Source organism: Micromonospora sp. NBC_00330, from assembly GCF_036136635.1.
GTDB lineage: Bacteria > Actinomycetota > Actinomycetes > Mycobacteriales > Micromonosporaceae > Micromonospora > Micromonospora salmantinae.
Genome location: NZ_CP108012.1, coordinates 3,014,770 through 3,032,217 on the forward strand (window position 1 = coordinate 3,014,770; position 17,448 = coordinate 3,032,217).

The 17,448-nt window shown below is 72.2% G+C and carries 20 protein-coding genes; 8 read left to right on the forward strand and 12 right to left on the reverse strand.

Annotated elements, in window-relative coordinates:
• Positions 1–475 precede the first annotated feature (475 nt).
• The 3 genes from OG598_RS13585 to OG598_RS13595 form a co-directional block, all read right to left on the reverse strand.
• The gene (locus OG598_RS13585) at positions 476–1,120 is read right to left on the reverse strand and encodes a response regulator transcription factor (protein ID WP_328654771.1); all 645 of its coding nucleotides are present in this window, start codon (positions 1,118–1,120) and stop codon (positions 476–478) included.
• Positions 1,111–2,292, reverse strand: a complete 1,182-nt coding sequence (locus OG598_RS13590) for a sensor histidine kinase (RefSeq protein ID WP_328654772.1) — start codon at positions 2,290–2,292, stop codon at positions 1,111–1,113. Before OG598_RS13590 ends, OG598_RS13585 begins: the two co-directional genes overlap by 10 nt.
• Positions 2,293–2,375: 83 nt before the next feature.
• Positions 2,376–3,158 (reverse strand): DedA family protein, encoded by a 783-nt coding sequence (locus tag OG598_RS13595; protein ID WP_328654773.1) that lies wholly within the window; start codon positions 3,156–3,158, stop codon positions 2,376–2,378.
• An 82-nt stretch (positions 3,159–3,240) separates the two neighbouring features.
• On the opposite strand from OG598_RS13595, the gene OG598_RS13600 reads away from it, so the two are divergent.
• The 3 genes from OG598_RS13600 to OG598_RS13610 are packed head-to-tail and all read left to right on the forward strand — an operon-like array spanning position 3,241 to position 5,240.
• On the forward strand, positions 3,241–3,969 hold the full coding sequence (locus OG598_RS13600; protein ID WP_328655326.1) for a carbon-nitrogen hydrolase family protein: 729 nt from the start codon (positions 3,241–3,243) through the stop codon (positions 3,967–3,969).
• Positions 3,970–3,978: 9 nt separating this feature from the next.
• Positions 3,979–4,695 (forward strand): VOC family protein, encoded by a 717-nt coding sequence (locus OG598_RS13605; RefSeq protein WP_328654774.1) that lies wholly within the window; start codon positions 3,979–3,981, stop codon positions 4,693–4,695.
• Positions 4,696–4,739: 44 nt separating this feature from the next.
• Entirely contained in the window at positions 4,740–5,240 is a 501-nt protein-coding gene (locus OG598_RS13610) for a DinB family protein (protein ID WP_328654775.1), read from the forward strand.
• A 42-nt stretch (positions 5,241–5,282) separates the two neighbouring features.
• On the opposite strand, the gene OG598_RS13615 is transcribed toward OG598_RS13610, so the two are convergent.
• The 6 genes from OG598_RS13615 to OG598_RS13640 form a co-directional block, all read right to left on the reverse strand.
• Entirely contained in the window at positions 5,283–5,924 is a 642-nt protein-coding gene (locus OG598_RS13615; protein ID WP_328654776.1) for a histidine phosphatase family protein, read from the reverse strand.
• Between the two features lie 33 nt (positions 5,925–5,957).
• A complete protein-coding gene (locus tag OG598_RS13620) occupies positions 5,958–7,415 on the reverse strand; it encodes a serine/threonine-protein kinase (protein ID WP_328654777.1) in 1,458 nt (485 codons plus the stop codon).
• A 98-nt stretch (positions 7,416–7,513) separates the two neighbouring features.
• Positions 7,514–7,717: a hypothetical protein gene (locus OG598_RS13625; protein ID WP_328654778.1), complete on the reverse strand. Its 204-nt coding sequence runs from the start codon at positions 7,715–7,717 to the stop codon at positions 7,514–7,516.
• 2 nt (positions 7,718–7,719) lie between these two features.
• On the reverse strand, positions 7,720–8,763 hold the full coding sequence (locus OG598_RS13630; RefSeq protein ID WP_328654779.1) for a LacI family DNA-binding transcriptional regulator: 1,044 nt from the start codon (positions 8,761–8,763) through the stop codon (positions 7,720–7,722).
• Positions 8,764–8,957: 194 nt separating this feature from the next.
• On the reverse strand, positions 8,958–9,839 hold the full coding sequence (locus tag OG598_RS13635) for a helix-turn-helix domain-containing protein (protein ID WP_442931508.1): 882 nt from the start codon (positions 9,837–9,839) through the stop codon (positions 8,958–8,960).
• A 148-nt stretch (positions 9,840–9,987) separates the two neighbouring features.
• Positions 9,988–10,227, reverse strand: a complete 240-nt coding sequence (locus OG598_RS13640) for a DUF397 domain-containing protein (RefSeq protein WP_091406718.1) — start codon at positions 10,225–10,227, stop codon at positions 9,988–9,990.
• A 264-nt stretch (positions 10,228–10,491) separates the two neighbouring features.
• On the opposite strand from OG598_RS13640, the gene OG598_RS13645 reads away from it, so the two are divergent.
• Positions 10,492–11,142, forward strand: a complete 651-nt coding sequence (locus OG598_RS13645) for a GGDEF domain-containing protein (protein WP_091407349.1) — start codon at positions 10,492–10,494, stop codon at positions 11,140–11,142.
• Between the two features lie 4 nt (positions 11,143–11,146).
• Here the strand turns inward: OG598_RS13645 and rox are convergent, their stop codons facing one another.
• A complete protein-coding gene (gene rox, locus OG598_RS13650; protein ID WP_328654781.1) occupies positions 11,147–12,574 on the reverse strand; it encodes a rifampin monooxygenase in 1,428 nt (475 codons plus the stop codon).
• A gap of 161 nt (positions 12,575–12,735) precedes the next feature.
• Positions 12,736–13,752, reverse strand: coding sequence for a phosphotransferase enzyme family protein (locus tag OG598_RS13655; RefSeq protein WP_328654782.1), 1,017 nt, complete (start codon positions 13,750–13,752; stop codon positions 12,736–12,738).
• A 125-nt stretch (positions 13,753–13,877) separates the two neighbouring features.
• Between OG598_RS13655 and OG598_RS13660 the strand changes: the two genes are divergently transcribed.
• Complete coding sequence (locus OG598_RS13660; RefSeq protein ID WP_328654783.1) at positions 13,878–14,522, forward strand: flavodoxin family protein; 645 nt, start codon at positions 13,878–13,880, stop codon at positions 14,520–14,522.
• A gap of 3 nt (positions 14,523–14,525) precedes the next feature.
• Here the strand turns inward: OG598_RS13660 and OG598_RS13665 are convergent, their stop codons facing one another.
• A complete protein-coding gene (locus OG598_RS13665; protein ID WP_030336385.1) occupies positions 14,526–15,017 on the reverse strand; it encodes a type II toxin-antitoxin system PemK/MazF family toxin in 492 nt (163 codons plus the stop codon).
• A gap of 50 nt (positions 15,018–15,067) precedes the next feature.
• Here OG598_RS13665 and OG598_RS13670 point away from each other — a divergent pair, with 50 nt between their 5' ends.
• From OG598_RS13670 to OG598_RS13680, 3 genes are read left to right on the forward strand one after another with little or no spacing between them, the layout of a single operon-like run.
• Positions 15,068–15,583: an NUDIX hydrolase gene (locus OG598_RS13670; RefSeq protein WP_328654784.1), complete on the forward strand. Its 516-nt coding sequence runs from the start codon at positions 15,068–15,070 to the stop codon at positions 15,581–15,583.
• A gap of 26 nt (positions 15,584–15,609) precedes the next feature.
• On the forward strand, positions 15,610–16,848 hold the full coding sequence (locus OG598_RS13675; protein ID WP_328654785.1) for a hypothetical protein: 1,239 nt from the start codon (positions 15,610–15,612) through the stop codon (positions 16,846–16,848).
• The gene (locus OG598_RS13680) at positions 16,845–17,441 is read left to right on the forward strand and encodes a hypothetical protein (RefSeq protein ID WP_328654786.1); all 597 of its coding nucleotides are present in this window, start codon (positions 16,845–16,847) and stop codon (positions 17,439–17,441) included. Before OG598_RS13675 ends, OG598_RS13680 begins: the two co-directional genes overlap by 4 nt.
• The last annotated feature ends 7 nt before the right edge of the window (positions 17,442–17,448 follow it).

A 17,448-nucleotide genomic window follows, 5' to 3' on the forward strand; every position in this document is an offset into this window, starting at 1 on the left:
ACCCCGGCCCGGCCATGATTCCGGCCCACGAGTGCACCCGGCCACACCCCACAAACACCCATCAACGGGCAAACCGCCCAGACGGCGAGGCTCGCGCGACCCCAAACCACCCCTGGCCGGGCGTGATCCACTCGGGTTCACGGAAGTCGGGGCATCCCGGACGCCCGGACACCCCGACTTCATGAAACCCGAGTCGATCATGCCGGGCCCCGGCCCGCGCATGCCCGGCCTACGATCCTGCATGCCGGCTGGCCCCGCGTGGCCGGCCTCCGATCCGCACGTCCGGACCAGACCGTGTGGCCGGCCTCCGACCCGCACGTCCGGACCAGACCGTGTGGCCGGCCTCCGATCCGCGCGTCCGGCCCCAGAGCGCGCGTCCGATTCCGATCCTGCATTTCTGCCCGCCCACGCGTGCCCAGGCCTGCGATCCCGCACGCCGGGCCGGCCGCCGTGCCCGGCCCACGAGCTGGGCGGGTCAGCTGCCCAGGTAGCGCAGGATTGCGAGGATTCGTCGGCTGTAGCCCGTTGCGTGTGCGAGGTCGAGTTTGTCGAAGATCGCGTTGACATGCTTCTCGACAGCGCTCTGCGATACGTGCAGCCGCTGGGCGATGGCGAGATTCGTGTGGCCCTGGGCCATCTCGTGCAACACGTCCCGTTCCCGCGGCGTGAGCCGACCGAACGGGTCGGGCCGGTCCGAGCCGGCCACCACCTGACGGACCACCTCCGGGTCGAGGGCGGTGCCTCCGGCGGCGACCCGGTCGAGTGCGTCGAGGAAGTCGTCTACCTGGGCGACCCGGTCCTTGAGCAGGTAGCCGACTCCTTCGGGACGGTCCGCGAGCAGCCGCCCGGCGTAACGCCGCTCCACGTACTGGGAGAGCACGAGGACGCCGGTGTCGGGCCACCGACGACGGATCTCCAGGGCGGCCCGTAGGCCGTCATCGGTGTGGTTGGGTGGCATCCGGACATCGGTGACGACCACGTCGGGACGTGATCGTCCGACCGCCTCGACAAGCTGGTCAGCGGTCCCGACCGCCGCGAGCACCTCGTGCTCCTCGTCGGCGAGCAGCCGCGTCAGACCCTCCCGGAGCAGCGTCGAGTCTTCGGCCAGGACTAGTCGCACGGCAGTTGCGCCACCACTGTCGTCGGACCGCCGGCCGGGCTGGTCACCAGCAGCCGACCGTCCAGCGCGGCGACCCGTCGCGCAAGGCCGGACAACCCGCGTCCGGTCGGTTCCGCCCCGCCGACGCCGTCGTCGTGTACGCGCATCCGGATCCACCCATCCCGTACTCCGATTTCGACAGTGACCAGGGTAGCGGCGGCGTGTTTCGCGGCGTTGGTGAGCGCCTCGCAGGCCACGAAGTACAGCACCGTCTCGACCTGCCGCTCGGGGCGGACGGGCAGCTCGCAACGGATCCGCACCGGCACCTCGGATCCGCGGGCGACGATGGCCAGGACCTCGCCCAGATCGCTGTCGTCAAGTGCTGACGGGTAGACCCGCCACGCCACCTCGCGCAACTCTTCGATGGCCCGCTGCACGTCCTGGTGCGCCTGGGCGAGCAGCGCGTGTGTGCGGTCGGCGTCGCGGGCGCGCCGGGCCCGGCCGAGCAGCATGCCGAGGGCGACCAGCCGCTGTTGGAGGCCGTCATGCAGGTCGCGTTCGATGCGCTGCCGTTCGGCGTCGACCGCGGCGATGACCCCGGCCCGACTGGTGGTCAGCTCGTGGACCCGCCGCGTCAGCTCCGCCCGACTTCCCGGCCCGAGCAGTCGTCGCGCCAGCCGGATGTCCAGCGCGGCGATGCTGGCAACGGCCTGAACGTTGAGTAGTAACAGCACCGCCCCGACGCCGACCTGGGACAGGGCGTCGAGGAGGGTCAGCTCTCCGCGCACCGCCGCGCGCAGCACGATCCCGGCCAGCACCAGGCCGACGCCGAGCACGGCGTACGCCAGCAGGCCGAGCGTGCCGGGTAGCAGCCGGGCGGCCAGGTAGCCGAGCTGCCGCCGGGTCGCCACGGTGGTCGGCGCGGGCAGATCCTCCGCGGCGAGCAGCCCGACGAGGCGGCGATGTTCCATCCGCGCCAGCCGCCCGCCGTACCGGTCGGTCAGGCCGGCAATCCGACGGCCGGCCGCAGGCGCTACCGCGCGCACGCTGGATGCGGCGGCCACGACGGCGAGGAAGGCGAGTTCGACGGCGGCCGTCGCGATGCCGACGGCGACGCCGAGCGGCAGCCGGAGCCGAAGGCACCACCTGCCGATACGCCGCTCCCCCACCACCTCGCCCGCCTTCCGCACCACGCCCGTTCCCCCTGCTCTGCGTCATCTGACCCGCCCGCAGGCGACCCGGGTGGCGCGTGAGTGAAGTAGAAGAAGAGGGCTGACTAGCGCTCGTCCGAGGCCCAGGATCCGCTTCGGTAGAGGGTGCCGCGACCGCCCGGGTCGGGCATCCCGTTCAGTGCGCTCTGCTCGGGCTCGGTCGGCTCGGGGTTGCGGGCGGCGCGACGGGCTTTCAGCACGCGGGACCCGACGAACCAGGCGGCCGCCGCCACGCAGACCACGATCACCACCTTCTGGAGCGTGCCGACGTAGCCCTCGACGAGGTGCCAGTTGTCGCCCAGCAGGTAGCCGGCGAGCACGAATGTGGTGTTCCAGATCAGGCTGCCCAGTGTGGTGTAGAGCAGGAACGTGGTCACCGGCATCCGCTCCACGCCCGCCGGGATGGAGATCAGGCTCCGGAAGATCGGGATCATCCGGCCGAAGAAGACCGCCTTCACACCGTGCCGCAGGAACCACGCCTCGGTCCGGTCCACGTCGCTGAGCTTGACCAGCGGAAGCCGGGAGACGATGGCGCGCATCCGGTCGCGCCCCAGGGCCGCGCCGATCAGGTAGAGCGCGAGCGCGCCCACGACCGAACCCAGCGTGGTCCAGAAGATCGCACCGATCAGACTCATCCGTCCCTGCGCGGCGACGAACCCGGCCAACGGCAGGATCACCTCACTGGGGATCGGCGGGAAGAGGTTCTCCAACGCCACTGCCAGGCCGGCACCCGGCCCACCGAGTCGTTCCACCAGGTCGGTGACGTAGCCGACGATCCCGTCCTGTGGTGGCTCCGCTGCGGCGGCGGGGGTTCCGGTGGCGAACACGGCGTGGGACGTTCGAATCATGCGCCCACGTTACGAAGTCATCCTGAGAGCCGACCATGGGGCCGACCGCCCGACAGCGCGGGTCGACCACACCGGTGGGGGTGTGGAAAGCCGCACCCCGCTGCGGCTCGCTGTGGTCCAGCCGCCGTGCGTACCCCTGGATGTCGCGGCGAACGCGCGGGCGCACGCCGCCGCGGTCCGCGCGGCGCGCGCCCGGGTGGTGGTCTTTCCGGAGCTGTCGCTGACCGGGTACGAGTTGGACGCGCCGGTCGTGTCGGTCGACGACCCGCGGTTGGCGCCGCTGGTCGAGGCGTGCGCCGAGGCGGGTGCGCTGGCCCTGGTCGGTGCGCCGGTCACCGGCGACCACATCGCGATGCTGGCGGTGACCGGCGGCGGTGCGACGGTGGCGTACCGGAAGATGTGGCTGGGGGACGCCGAGGCCCGCCGGTTCCGGCCCGGCGATGCCCCGGTCGTGCTCGATGTGGACGGTTGGCGGGTGGGGCTGGCGATCTGCAAGGACACCGGCGTGGCCGCGCACGCGGACCGGACGGCCGCGCTCGGGATCGACGTGTACGCGGCGGGCGTCCTGGAGACGGCCGGCGACGCCGCCGTGATAGACCAGCGGGCGCACCGGATCACCGCCGCGCACCGGGTCTGGGTGGCGGTGGCGAGCTTCGCCGGGTCGACCGGCGGTGGCTACACCGAGGCGGCGGGGCGGTCGGGCGTCTGGACGCCGGACGGCGAGGTGTACGCCCGCGCGGGCACCGACCCGGGCGAGTCGGTCAGCGTCAGCCTCACGTCGCCCGACCGGGGCGGCGGCGGGCGCGGTTAGGGTGACGGAATGATCTCCGGACGGGTGGTGCAGCTGCGGCGGTACCCGGTCAAGTCGCTGCTCGGAGAGCGGACCTCGGCCGCCGACATCGGCGAGACCGGCGTCGCGGGTGACCGCGTGCTGGCCCTGCTGGATCGGGCCAGTGGACGGGTGGCCAGCGCCAAGCAACCCCATCGCTGGCGCGACCTGCTCACCCGGAATGGGTCCCCAGCCGTGTGTCGGCGCGTACGCCACCGTGGTCCGCTCCGGGCGGGTGGCGGACGGCGACCACGTTACGGTCGGCCCATGAGCACTGTCCCCTCCCGGCTGTCAGTGGTCACACTGGGAGCGCGCGATGTCGCCGCGCTGCGGTCGTTCTACCGGTCGTTGGGTTGGCCCGAGCTGCCAGCCAGTGACGACGGCTGGTCGGCCTTCCTGCTCGGTGGTGTGCTGTTGGCGCTCTACCCGCTGCCGGAGTTGGCCGCCGAGGCGGCGCCGGGTGTGCCCGCGCCGGCCGGTGGCTGGTCGGGGGTCACGCTGGCCTGCAACGTCGACAGCCGCGACGAGGTCGACACGGCGTTCGGAGCCGCCGTCGCGGCGGGGGCGACGGTGGTGGCGGAGCCGACCGACCGGTCCTGGGGTGGGCGCTCCGGCTACATCGCCGACCCGGAGGGCAACCGCTGGGAGATCGCCTGGGCGGGCACCGCCCGCTTCGACGAGCGCGGCGCTCTTCTCTCCTTTGGCTGAGTGTGCTGTTTGCGCGGCGGCAATGACCTTGAAATGCTTCGGGAATGACCTCCTTTCCTCCGACCTTCGCCGATGATGTCGTCGGGCAGTCGGCCCAGGCGCAGTTCGAGGCGTTCATCGACGAGCACCGCAGAGCGCTCAACGGCTACCTGGACGGGCTGACCGAGGAGCAGGCGCGCCGGTCGTTGGTGCCGTCCCGGACGACGCTGCTGGGTCTGGTGAAGCACGCCGCGTTCGTGGAGAGGGTCTGGTTCGACGAGGCCGTCACGTGTCGGCCCCGGACCGAGATCGGCATCCCGGCCACGCCGGACGAGTCGTTCATCCTCGATGACGGCGACACGATCGCCACCGTCCAGCGCGCGCACCGGGATGCCTGCGAAGCCTCCCGCCGCGCCACGTCCAGCCTGGGTCTCGACGACCTGCTTCGCGGCAACCGGCGCGGCCCACTGCCGCTGCGCTGGGTCTACCTGCACGTGCTGCGCGAGCTGGCGCAGCACTGCGGGCACGCGGAGATCCTGCGCGAGCAGATCCTGGCCGCCGACTAGCACCGCCCCAGCCCGGGCGGGTTGAAGGCCGCGTGGGCTGGGTCAGCCTCTGACCCACCCGCCGGTGTCGGCGAAGCGGCGCAGCGTCCATCGGGCCGGTGGCCAACCGCCGGGGTCGTGGTCGGTGGTCCATTCGGTGATCGAGGCCGGGGGCACGTCCAGGTCGAACGCCCGGAACACCGGCTGCGCGGCCAACGCGTGGAAGGCGCCCTCGACGGTCTCGCTGTGGCCGACCAGGACCACTGTGGAGCCCCGGTGCCGGTGGGCGATCTCCATGATCGCGCGGCTGACGCGGACCACCAGTTCTGCCCAGCTCTCGTTGCCCTCCTCGAACGGTCGGAACACGCCGCCACCCGCCACCGCGTGGTCGGTGCGGAAGAGGGCGGTCGGCAGGCCGTCGGCGTACGGGGGTGTGTGCCAGGTGCAGAGGCCACAGTCGGCCACGGGCCGAACCCCGAACGCCGCGCCGATCGGTTGCGCGGTCTCGACGGCCCTGCGCAGCACCGACGAGTAGACCGCCACCGGACCGTCGGTGGCGACCTCGGCGGTGAGCCGGTTGGCGAGGTCGTGTGCCTGCTCGTGGCCGAGGGCGGTGAGGCCCCGACAGCCACGTGGCCCACCGATGATTCCTTCGAGCTGGTGGACCGACTCGCCGTGTCGCACGAAGATCAGACGTGTCCGCATCGGGACATCATGCCAGCGGTATCGACGGGGATATCAGTCGTCCGTACGGCTGGTGGAGAAGCTGTCGGCCCGGGCGAGCAGAGCGTCCAGTTTCGCGCCCGTCTGCGCTGGTAGACGGTCCCGCCGCACCAGCTCGGCGATGTGGTCCCGTAGGTCGGCGACGCGCTCGGCGCGGTCCCTGGTGCGGCGGTTAAGGTCGGCCAGGTCGTCACGCAGATCTTCGGCGATCTTCGGGTCGACGTCACCACGGGCGACCGCTGTGGCGAGGACGGCGGCGAACTCGCTGCTCACCTCCCGGAAGCTGACCGGTAGCTGCTGTCCGACGGTCGAGGGCGCGGTGCTGGCGGCGGGGGGTGGCGAGGACGGTGCGGCCGGCGTCGGCGAGTGTGTCGTGGGTGCGGGGGCCGGGGCGGAGGTCGACGGCGCAGCGGCGATCTCGGCCGGGTCGGGTGTGCCCGGGTTGCCGAGCGGATCCTCCACGAACAGGACGCCGACGCCGATCAGCACGGCGAGCACTGCCGCGACGAGCACGGCGAGGGGCCGACGCGAACGGCGTCGGGCCGGCGCGACGGGTGCGGGGACGGGGCGGGCCACCACCGACCTGTCGATCAGGGTGGGCGGGTGGGCGGCCGGCCGGATGCGCAGCAGCTCGGTGGGCGGCTCGACCGGCTGTCCGGCGCCGAAGCGGCGGGCCAGATGCGCGGCGCTCGGCCGGTCGGCCGGGTTGGCGGCCAGGCAGGCGACGGTCAGCTCGGCGATGTCGGCAGGAAGACCGGGCACCCGCAGCGGCGGCACCGGGGTGCCCCGCCGGTGCACCTCCAGCGCGTCCTCCCAGCTCTGCACGGGCAGTGGCGCCCGCCCGGTGAGGGTGCGGTAGAGCAGTGCGCCGAGGGCGTACACGTCGCTCGCCGGGTCGGGAGGGCCGGCGGTCAGCCGTTCCGGGGCGAAGTAGGCGGGGGTGCCCATCAGCGGTTCGCCGGACTGGCTGTCGAGGCCGCCGAGCGCGGCGATGCCGAAGTCGAGCACCTTGGCGCCGGTGTCGGTGAGCATCACGTTGCCGGGCTTGACGTCGCGGTGCACGACGCCGATGCGGTGCGCGGCCGCCAGCGCGGCGGCGATCTGCCCGGCCACCCGGACCGCCTCCGGCCAGGGCAGAGGCCCGGTCCGCAGCCGGTCGGCCAGGTTGTGACCGTCGACGAGCTCCATCACCAGGTACGGGACCACGACGCCGCCGGCCAGGGTCGCCTCGGCGTAGTCGTACACCTGGGTCACGTGTGGGTGGGTCAGCCGGGCGGCCGCGCGGGCCTCGCGTTGGATGGTGGCCCGCAGCTGCGGGTCGGTGGCGAACTGCCCGGCGAGCACCTTGATCGCGACCGGCCGCCCGAGCACCTCGTCGTCGCCTCGCCACACCTCGGACATGCCACCGAGACCGATCCGCTCGTGCAGTACGTAGCGGTCGTGGAGGCGGAGAGTAGGCGTGAGCGGCGACATGGCTTCACCAGTCTGCCTGGCAACACCGCAGTCGACCACTCTGCGTGCCCGGACCCACACTGTTCGTCCCGTGCGTACCGGAATGGGATTGGTGCGGGTCAGGAGCAGCGCGGGCTGGCGGGCAGCGGTCGCGGCTGGATGCGGTCGGCGAGCCGACGCAGGGCCAGGGCGGTGACCTGTCGGGTCGGGGCGAGCAGGGCCCGGCGGGGGTGTTCGACCTGGACCGGAGCATCCGGTCGGGCCGAGTTGACGTGCCGGTTCATGGCGTCGAGCGCGGTGATGTATCCGGTGGGAAGTTCCATGGTCAACTCCTCGGGACAGGTCCGGTGGAGCCCCGGACGACGAGTGCGGTGGGCAGCAACACGTGGCCGGCCGCGGCGTCCGCGGGCGGGTCGAGCAGCAGCTCGGCGGCGATCCGACCCTTCTCCTCGGCCGGTTGCCGGACGGTGGTGAGGCCGGCCGCGGCGGCCTCGGGGACGTCGTCGAAGCCGGTCACCGAGACGCTGGGACGATCATGGGCGGGCCGCGCGGCCAGGGCGTCCAGCACACCGAGCGCGAGGACGTCGGAGCCGGCCAGCACGGCGGTCGGGGGCGCGGGTTGGTCGAACAGACCGGCGATGGCTGCGGCTGCCGCCGGTCGGCTGTTGCCGGGGACGTTGACCAGCGTCAGCTCGGCCCAGCCGACGCCGACCTCGGCGAAGGCGTCGGCGAACCCGCTGAGCCGACCTCGGGTGGTCGGGTGCGGCACCTGGTCGACCCCGGTCAGTGTGAGCGGGCCGGCCGGCGCGTCGGGCAGCACGGAGTCGGCGAGCAGCGCCACCCGACGGTGCCCGAGCCCTGCGACGTGCGCGGCGGCGCTGCGCGCGGCGGCCCGCTCGTCGATGCCGACGAACCGTTCGTCGGCGCCGGCTTCGTCGCGGGCGGCAGTGCTGACGAACGGCAGCCCGCGTTGGCGGATCACGTCCAACGCCCATTCCTCGTCGGCGACGCAGTAGACGCAGAACCCGTCGACGGCGGCGTTCTCCACCGCCTGTCGGGCGTCGGTCACCGCCGGGGGCAGCGGCACCAGCAGCATGCTGGTGCCGTGCCGCTCGGCCGCCGCGCCGACACCGGCGAGGAAGCGGACCGCGAACGGGTCGGTGAAGGCGTACGACAGTTGCGAGGTGAACAGCACCCCGATCGAACCGACGAAACCTCGGCGCAGGGAGCGGGCGGTGGGGTTGGGGCCGGGGTACCCGAGTTGCCGGGCGGCGTCCAGGATCCGCTCGCGCAGGGCGGCGGAGAGCTGGTCGGGGCGGCTGTAGGCGTTGGACACGGTGCTGCGCGAGACGCCGACGGCGTCGGCCACGGCTTGCAGTGTTGGCTTCACCGGCACCTCTCTGTATCGATCCAGTCTGTATCGATACAGAGACTAGCCCGACCGGTCGGCGTCGGTCAATACGTGGACTGAGAGACCCCGCGGGGCCGCAGCGGTCAGGGCAGGCGGGCGACGGCCACAGCGTGCTCGACGACCATGGACGGTGGACGGACGTCAGTCGGGAGTCAGGCCGGGTAGAGGTCGTCCAGCAGGTCGCCGAGGATCTCCGCCGTACGCTCGGGCGGCTCGGCCTCGACGCAGAGCCGCTCCATGGCCACCGCGTAGTAATCCAGGTCGTCGCGCTTGTCCAGGTAGATGGCGCTGGTGAGCTGTTCGATGTAGACGATGTCCGGAAGCTCCTGGTCGCCGAAGCGCAGGATGGTGAAGGCGCCCCCGGCGGCGGCGTGGCCACCGGCGGCGAACGGGATGACCTGCAACCGGATGTGGGGCGACTTGGTCGCCTCGATGAGCGCGGTGAGCTGACCGCGCATGACCTCGGCGCCGCCGATGGGGCGACGCAGGGCCGCCTCGTCCACCACGGCCCAGAGCTGCGGCGGGTTCTGCCGCTGGAGCAGCTGCTGACGCTGCATCCGCAGCCCGACGCGCCTGTCGATCTCGCCCGGGCCGGCCGCGCCGTGCCCGAGCAGCACGACCGCCCGGGCGTACTCCCGGGTCTGCAGGAGGCCGGGCACGAACTGGACCTCGTAGCTGCGGATCAGCGCGGCGGCGGCCTCCAGGCCCAGGTACGACTGGAACCAGGACGGCAACACGTCGCCGTAGCGGTGCCACCAGCCGGGGCTGTTCGCGTCCCGCGCGAGCTTGAGTAGCGCGTCACGCTCGTGGTCCTCGGTGACGCCGTAGAGGGTCAACAGGTCGGCGACGTCACGCTCCTTGAAGCCGACCCGACCCAGCTCCATCCGACTGATCTTGGATTCGGAGGAGCGGATCTCCCAGCCGGCGCCCTCCCGGGTCACCCCGCTGGACTCCCGGAGGCGGCGCAGTTGGGCGCCGAGCAGCATGCGCAGCACTGTCGGCCCGGTTGTCGGGCCACCCTCGGCGGGAACCATCGTCACGTGCGGACCTCCGGACACCGACCCACGACGGCCGGGCGCCCCGGCCCGGCCGACGTGTAAGCATGCCATGGACCGACAGTGAGGTGAACTCCTCCGCGCCGGTGAATAAGTCCCGTCACCGGGACGACCCACCCCCGGACGGTCAGTTGATCAGGTGGTCGAAATCTCCGTCCCGCGCACCGAGAACGAAGGCGGCGATCTCATCCACCGTGTAGATCAACGCCGGCCCTTCCGGGTGTCGTGAGTTGCGGACCGCGATGCCCGCTCCCTCGGGCAGTTCGGCCAGTTCGACGCAGTTGCCGCTGGGGTTGCTGCGGCGACTCTTCTGCCAGCTCAGCGGAGGCAACTGGTGGATCGGTACGCCATTGGGTGGCTGCTGCATGGGGGCGTCTTTCTGTTACGAGCCCGCCGGTGGCCGTGGGAGGAGCGGTGACGGCGAGGGGGTGCGGTATCGACATTGGACGGTTCTGCACGTGCATCTGCTATTGCATCTGCATCCGACGGCGAGCATGATAACGCACATGATCGGTGCCCATCCGTTCACTTTGAGTTACCCCGACACGGGCAACGATCAGGCAAAACTGGGCCCGACGCGGCGTGCCGCGTCAACCGAAGGCTGGAGGCGGTCGCGGCGATGGGAGGGTTCGTGCCGGATCCGATGAGTGTCGCCTCCGGCGTCTGCGCGGCGGGCGCGCTGCTCTCCTCCTGGCAGCTACGCCGACGGGCGGTGCGCGCCGAGGCCGAGATCGGTCACCTCCAGGCCGAGCTGGCCGCCGAACGGCACGCCGCCAGCCACGACCCGCTCACCGGGCTGCCCAATCGACGCGCCTTCTACCGCCTGGCAGCCGCCCTGCTCACCGACGCCGCCGGCCAGCCGCTGATCGCCGTGGTGCTCGACCTGGACGACTTCAAGCAGATCAACGACCGGTACGGGCACGCCGCCGGCGACCAGGTGCTGATCAGTGTTGCCGAACGCCTCGCCGGCTTCGCCGGGGACAACCTCGTGGCCCGCCTCGGAGGCGACGAGTTCGCCGGGCTGCTCTCCAGCCCCACAGTCGACCGGCGCTGGATCGAGCACTCGACCCGCCGGCTCAGCGAGACCGTCGCCGCGCCGATCCGGCTGAGCGGATGCAGCGTCCGGGTCACCGCCTCCGTCGGGCTCGCCCCGGTGACCGGCCCGGCCCAGCTCACCGACGCCCTCAGCCGCGCCGACGCGGCCATGTACCAGGCAAAGAGCCTCGGCGGCGCCCGATCACCCCGCCAACTGGTCGACAGCGCGTTCCTCGGCGAGCGCTGACCGTTCAGGTGACGGGCGCGCCGAACCACCTGGGCAGCTGGCTGAGCAGGCCGGCCTGGTCGTCGCCCACCCACGCCACGTGACCGTCGGGCCGTAGCAGCACGGCGGGCACCTCCAGTTCCTCACTGACGTCGACGACGTGGTCGACCCGTTCCGCCCAGCCGGCGACCGAGAGCTGGCCGGTCTGGTCGAGCAGCAGACCCCGGCCGCCGTGCATCAGCTCGTAGAGGCGCCCCCGTCCCAGCCGTACGTCACGCATGTGGCGCCCGAGCATGTGGTGGCCCGTGCCGAAGTCGTAGCGGACCCCGATCGCGGTGATCTTCTCGATCAGGTACCGGTTGACGTCCTCGAAGTCCAACAGCTCCGACAGCAGGTGGCGCACGGACCGCGGCCCCGGCTCGGGTGAGAGCAGCAGCATCTGCGCCCGGGTGTTGTTCAGCACGTCCGAGGCCACCGGATGCCGTTCGCTGTGGTAGCTGTCCAGCAGCCCCTCCGGCGCCCAGCCGTTGAGCTCGGCGGCCAGTTTCCAGCCGAGGTTGAACGCGTCCTGGATGCCGAGGTTGAGCCCTTGCCCGCCGGTCGGCGGGTGGATGTGCGCCGCGTCGCCGGCCAGCAGCACCCGGCCGACCCGGTAACGCTCGGCCAGCCGGGTGGCGTCACCGAAGCGGGAGAGCCAGCGTGGTGAGTGGACACCGAAGTCGGTGCCCGCGTACACCCGCAGTTGGTGTCTGAAGTCGTCGATGCTCGGCGGGACCGTGCGGTCCTCGACCACCCCCTCGGCCGGGACCAGGACGCGGTACACCCCGTCTCCGAGGGGCCCGAGACCGAATCGGAGATGGGTCTTGCGGACCTCGGCCACCACGTCGGCCACCGTCTCCGGCGGCACGCCCACCTCCATCTCGCCCAGCAGCGTCTCGACGCTGCTGGGCTCGCCGGGAAAGCCGACACCGAGCAGCCCGCGTACGGTGCTGCGACCGCCGTCGCAGCCGACGAGGTAGCGCGACCGTAACTGCGTACCATCGGCCAGCCGCACGCCCACCCCGTTGTCGTCCTGGCTCAGCCCGACGAGTTCGCTGCCGCGCCGGATCTCGACGCCGACCTCGCTGGCGTGTTCGTTCAGGAGACGGTCGGTGGTGGTCTGCGGAATGCCGAGGACGTACGCGTGGGCGGTGTCCAGCCCGCCCGGCGACGGCTTGGGAATCGCGGCGAAGAAGCCCCCGACCGGGTGCTGCTGTCCGAGGGCGAGGAACCGCTCCAGCAGACCTCGCTGGTCCATCACCTCGATGCTGCGTGCGTGCAGGCCGAGCGCGCGGACGTAGCTGGTCGGCTCGGTCTGCTTATCGAGCACGAGCGCGTGCAGCCCATGCAGCCGCAACTCACTGGCAAGCATCAAGCCGGTCGGTCCGCCGCCAGCAATGATGACATCGATCATGGAATCCCCCGATTTTCCCAGATTTGGGCGTCGGCTGGAGATTCTGCGGCACCACCCGGGTCTTGCCGCAAGGCCCCCGGTGCGATATATGTTGGAGGTGGCAGAGAGCGAATCCGCTCTTTGCCTTACTTTTTGTCCCAGGTAGACGGCGTGATCGCCGCTCACAGCCGCCGGTCACTGTCGTGCAACGCCGCGTCGGCGAGGGTGACCAGACCCATCGGTGACACCAGCCCTCGCACGATCCGCGCCGCCCGATCCCGGTCGGCCGCCTCGGCGTCGAGGTCCACGGCCTGACGGGTCCAGTCGCTGAGGTCGTCCAGCGCGCGGACCGCGAGGAACCAGGCCAGGCGCACCGGGTCGACGTCGGTCCTGCCGTAACCGGCGAGCACCGCCTGCTGCTGCTCGGCAGTGATCGGCGCGAAGGCGAGCACCCCACCGAGGACGAACATGAGGTCGCACTCGGGCGGGGCGAGCACAGCGTCGTCCCAGTCGATCAACCAGACCCGCCCGTGCGCGCCGAGCAGCAGGTTGCCCAGGTGCGGGTCGCCGTGGCAGACGACATTCGAGCCGGGCCTGTCGCGCTGGTCGACGGCGCGTCGCTCGACCTCGCGAATCAGCACCCCCAGCCGGTCGGCCACCGCAGACCACACCCCCGCCAGCTCCGCCACCAGCGGGTCCACGAGGTCGGCCGGGTCCGGGTCGCGCAGCCGCGCGGCCATCGCGCGGGTCGCGGTCACGATCGAGGGGTACGCGGCGCCGCCCGCCGGCAGCAGCCGGCTCAGCTCGTCGCTCACCGGCACCTCGTGCACGGCGGCCAGCACCTCGCCGTACGCACGCCAGTGCGCGCCGGTCATCGGGCCGTCGAGCGCCCGCTGGTCGGAGACCCACGGCACCACCGAGAGGCGGCGGCCGTCGTGGTCGAGCGACAGCCGTCCGTCGTCGGCCCGCAGCGGCGCTGCGACGCCCGGCACCCCCTGTTCGGCCAGGTACGCCGTCACGGCCAGGCCTGCCGGGGTGCCGCTACCGCTCAGCTTGACCGCGTACCGAGCGCCGTCGGCGGTCTGAGCCAGCCACAGTCGGGCGTGCTGGTCCGCGCCGGAGGTGACCGGCTCCATCGTGGACAGGCGCAGGCCGAAGCCCGTCCGCACCTGTTCGGCCAGTGCGACGTCCTGCACCATGCGGACACCATGCCAGCGCACCCGCCGCCGACCCAGCGGTTTTGCCGGTCGCCGGGGCGTTCTGAGACGTCCTATCCGGGTATGGGAAGTCGGTACCCGAATCACGACCGCCGGGAGGAACCGACGTGGCGACCATCAGCGCCCTCGTACTCAACTGCACCCTCAAGCCGTCACCGACGCCGTCGAGCGCCGAGCAGCTCGGTCGGGAGGTGCTCGCCGAACTGGCCGCGCAGGGCGTGGAGGGCGAGATGATCCGCGTCGTCGATCACGACGTGCGTTTCGGGGTGTCCACGGACGAGGGCGACGGCGACGGTTGGCCGGCGATCCGCGCCAAGTTGATGGCGGCCCAGGTGCTGATCATCGCCACGCCGATCTGGCTCGGCCAGCCCTCCAGCGTCTGCAAGATGGTCCTCGAACGCCTCGACGCCGAACTCTCCGAGACCGACGCCGAGGGCCGGCTCCTCACCTACGGCAAGGTGGCCGGTGTCGCAGTGGTCGGCAACGAGGACGGCGCCCACCACACCATCGGCGAGGTGCAGCAGGCGCTCAACGAGGTCGGGTTCACCATCGCCGCCGCCGCCGCTACCTACTGGGTCGGTGAGGCACTGCAGACCGTGGACTACCGCGACGCCGGCCCCAAGCCCGACACCACCGGCCGCACCACGAAGGCCCTGGCGCTCAACTCCGCGCACCTGGCCCGACTCCTCGCCGACCAGCCGTACCCGCCGCCGGACGCGAAGAGTGCCGCGGTGGGCCCGAGCCGCGAATAGACCTCAGCGCCAGCCGTAGCCGGCGCGCAACGCCTGCCCGACACGGTCGAACCGGGGACGATCCAACACGGCGCCCTCCCGGCGGATGCTGTCCTCGCGCATGGTGAGCACCCGGTCCAGCCGGACCCAGCTCGGCCGGTTGTCGCGGTCCCACTCGCCCGGCCCGAGCGCGAACCAGTGCCGCTGCCCGTCCCGCTCGCTCTGGCTCGACAGCATCAGCCCGAACAGGGTCCGGCTGTGCCGCCCGACGACCAGCACCGGCCGGTCCTTGCCTTGCCGGGGGTCGTCCTCGTACGGCACCCACGTCCAGACGATCTCACCCGGGTCGGCCTGACCGTCCCGCTCCGGAGCGTAGGTCAACTCCCGACGCTGCAAGGCGCTCACCTGACGGCGGCGGGCCACCTGCGCGGGCGCCGGCCCGGTACGCCGGGGCGACGGGATCACCGCACCGACCCGAGAGATACGCGCCGCGACATTCCTCAACAGACCAGCCACGGCGGGCAGCCTACCCGCCGCCGAAGCGGACGGTACGACAGACTGGCCCGATGAACGAGCTTCCCCGTGACCTGCCGATCCTGGAGCGACGCGCGGTGCGGGTGGTGGTCACCGACGGCACCGACCGGGTGTTGCTGTTCCACACCCGCGACCCGGACCACGCCCGGCTGGGCACCTGGTGGGAGCTGCCGGGCGGTGGCATGGATCCCGGTGAGACCTATCGCGACACGGCGGTGCGGGAGCTGCGGGAGGAGACCGGCATGGTGATCACCGCCGACGAGGTTGGTGCGCCGAACTGGCGGCGGCGGGCGAGCTTCCTGCACCGCCAGTTGCGGCACGTCCAGGACGAGGTCGTCGTCGCCGTACGGCTGACCGGCCCCGGCCCGGACGTGGACGAGGCGCACCGGCTCGACTACGAGCGGGAGGACTACTTCGGCTTCCGCTGGTGGCCGTTGCCGGCGGTGGTCGCCAGTCGGGAACGGTTCTACCCCGGGCAGCTCCCCCGGCTGATCACCCCGTTCCTCGCCGGCACGGAGATCGACGAGCCGTTCGAGCTGTGGTCATGAGCCGGGCCGGCGGGCAGAGTGGGGACATGAGGACCGATCTGCACGGGCCGCTCTCCGCGTACGCCGCGCGGCTGCACGCCACGGCCGGCGACGGACACCACGTCGCGTCCCCGCTCGGCGCCTGGCTGCTGCTCGCGGTCACTGCCACGACGGCCGACGGCGATCCGGCCGTGGCGGACCAAGCCGCCGCGCAGCTTGCGCAGGCGCTGGGCACCGACCTGCCGAGCGCGGCCGAGGTGGCCCGAACACTATTGGACGCGCCGCACCCGCTGGTCGGGTCCGCCACCGCGCTCTGGCACCGAACGGGGCAGGGCGACGACCGACCGGCGGCGTGGCGGGCCGCGCTGCCCAGCACGACCGAGGTCGGCGCACTGCCCGATCAGGCCGGGTTGGACGCCTGGGCGCGCGAGCACACCCTCGGCCTGATCGAGACCTTTCCCCTGAAGGTCGACTGGGACGTGGCGTTCATCCTGGCCAGCGCGTTGGCCACCCGGGTGTCCTGGGCGACCCCGTTCGACGTCGCCGACGCACGCGCGCTCGGCGTCGACAGCCCGTGGGCCGGCCAACTACGGCGGGCACTACGCAGCCCGAGCGAGGGCCACCGCTGCGCCATCGTGTCCACGGCGCGGGCCGGTGACGTGATCGTGCACGCCGCACCCGCCCAGACGACCGACAGCGCGGGGCTGGTCGTCCTCTCGGTGGCCGCCGCGCCGCACGTGCCACCGGCCGACGTGCTGGCCATTGCGTACGACCTGAGCGCCGGCGTGGCCGACGGCGCGCAACCGGCGGGCAGCCGCTCGCTGTTCGACCTGCCGCTCGGTGAGACTCCGCTGTGGATGCTGACCGAGGAACGGGTACACACCTGGGCCCGCGATGGCCGCGAAGAGCGGCACACCGCCGTCCTCCCCTGCTGGTCCGCTCGCAACGACCATGAGCTGACCGCCCCGGCGCTCGGCTTCGCCGCCGCAGTGGACTTGCTCGCGAAGGCGCTGGCGCTGCCGGTGGAGCGCTTCGAGGCACGGCAGACGGCGGTGGCCCGGTTCGACAGGTACGGCTTCGAGGCGGCCGCGGTGACCGGCATGGCCGGGATCACCAGCATGCCGCCGGAGGGAGTGGCCCGCACCGCCGAGCTGCGCTTCGGCCACCCGTACGCGGTGGTGGCCGTCGCCACCGACGCCGAGACCGACGGCGCCACCGGCCCGTGGCACGGGGTGCCGGTCTTCTCCGCCTGGGTCGCCGAGCCCGAGGACGTGCCCGAGGCATGAGTCACCTCGCGGAGGACCAGGTGGCGGGGGTGCTCCGGCAGTGGATCGGCACGACCACCCCGAAGCTGCTGGGCGAGGGCATGGACGGCGCGGTCTACGAGGTCGACGACTCGCGGGTGGCGAAGATCTGGTTCGCCGGTTCGGTGGAATCGTCCCGCCGGGCCGCAGCGTTCTACGACGCCCTGACCGCGAAGCCGCTGCCGTTCCAGGTACCGCGGATCACGCAGGTGGAATCGGTGGGAGGTCGAGTCGTCACCATCGAGCGGCGGCTGACCGGCACGACAGTGGCCGCCGCTCTCGCGGCCGGCGCGGTGTCCCGCGAGGACGCGTACACGATCGTTGTCGACATCGTGGCCGCGCTCGCGGCCGGCGGTGGTCTCCCGGCGGCCCGTGAGCTGGCCGTCCTGGGCGAGGATTCTCCGCTGTTCAGCGCCGGGGAGGGCTTCCCGGCCGCCCTCGGGCGCCTCGCCGAACGCCGGGTCGAGCGTTTCCGACCGGTGCTGAGCGGAGCCGTCGCCGACCTCGACCGGAAAGCCGCTGCGCTCACCAGCCGTCTGGTCGAGGTCGACAGCGAGCTGAACCCGGAGCTGTGACATGTCG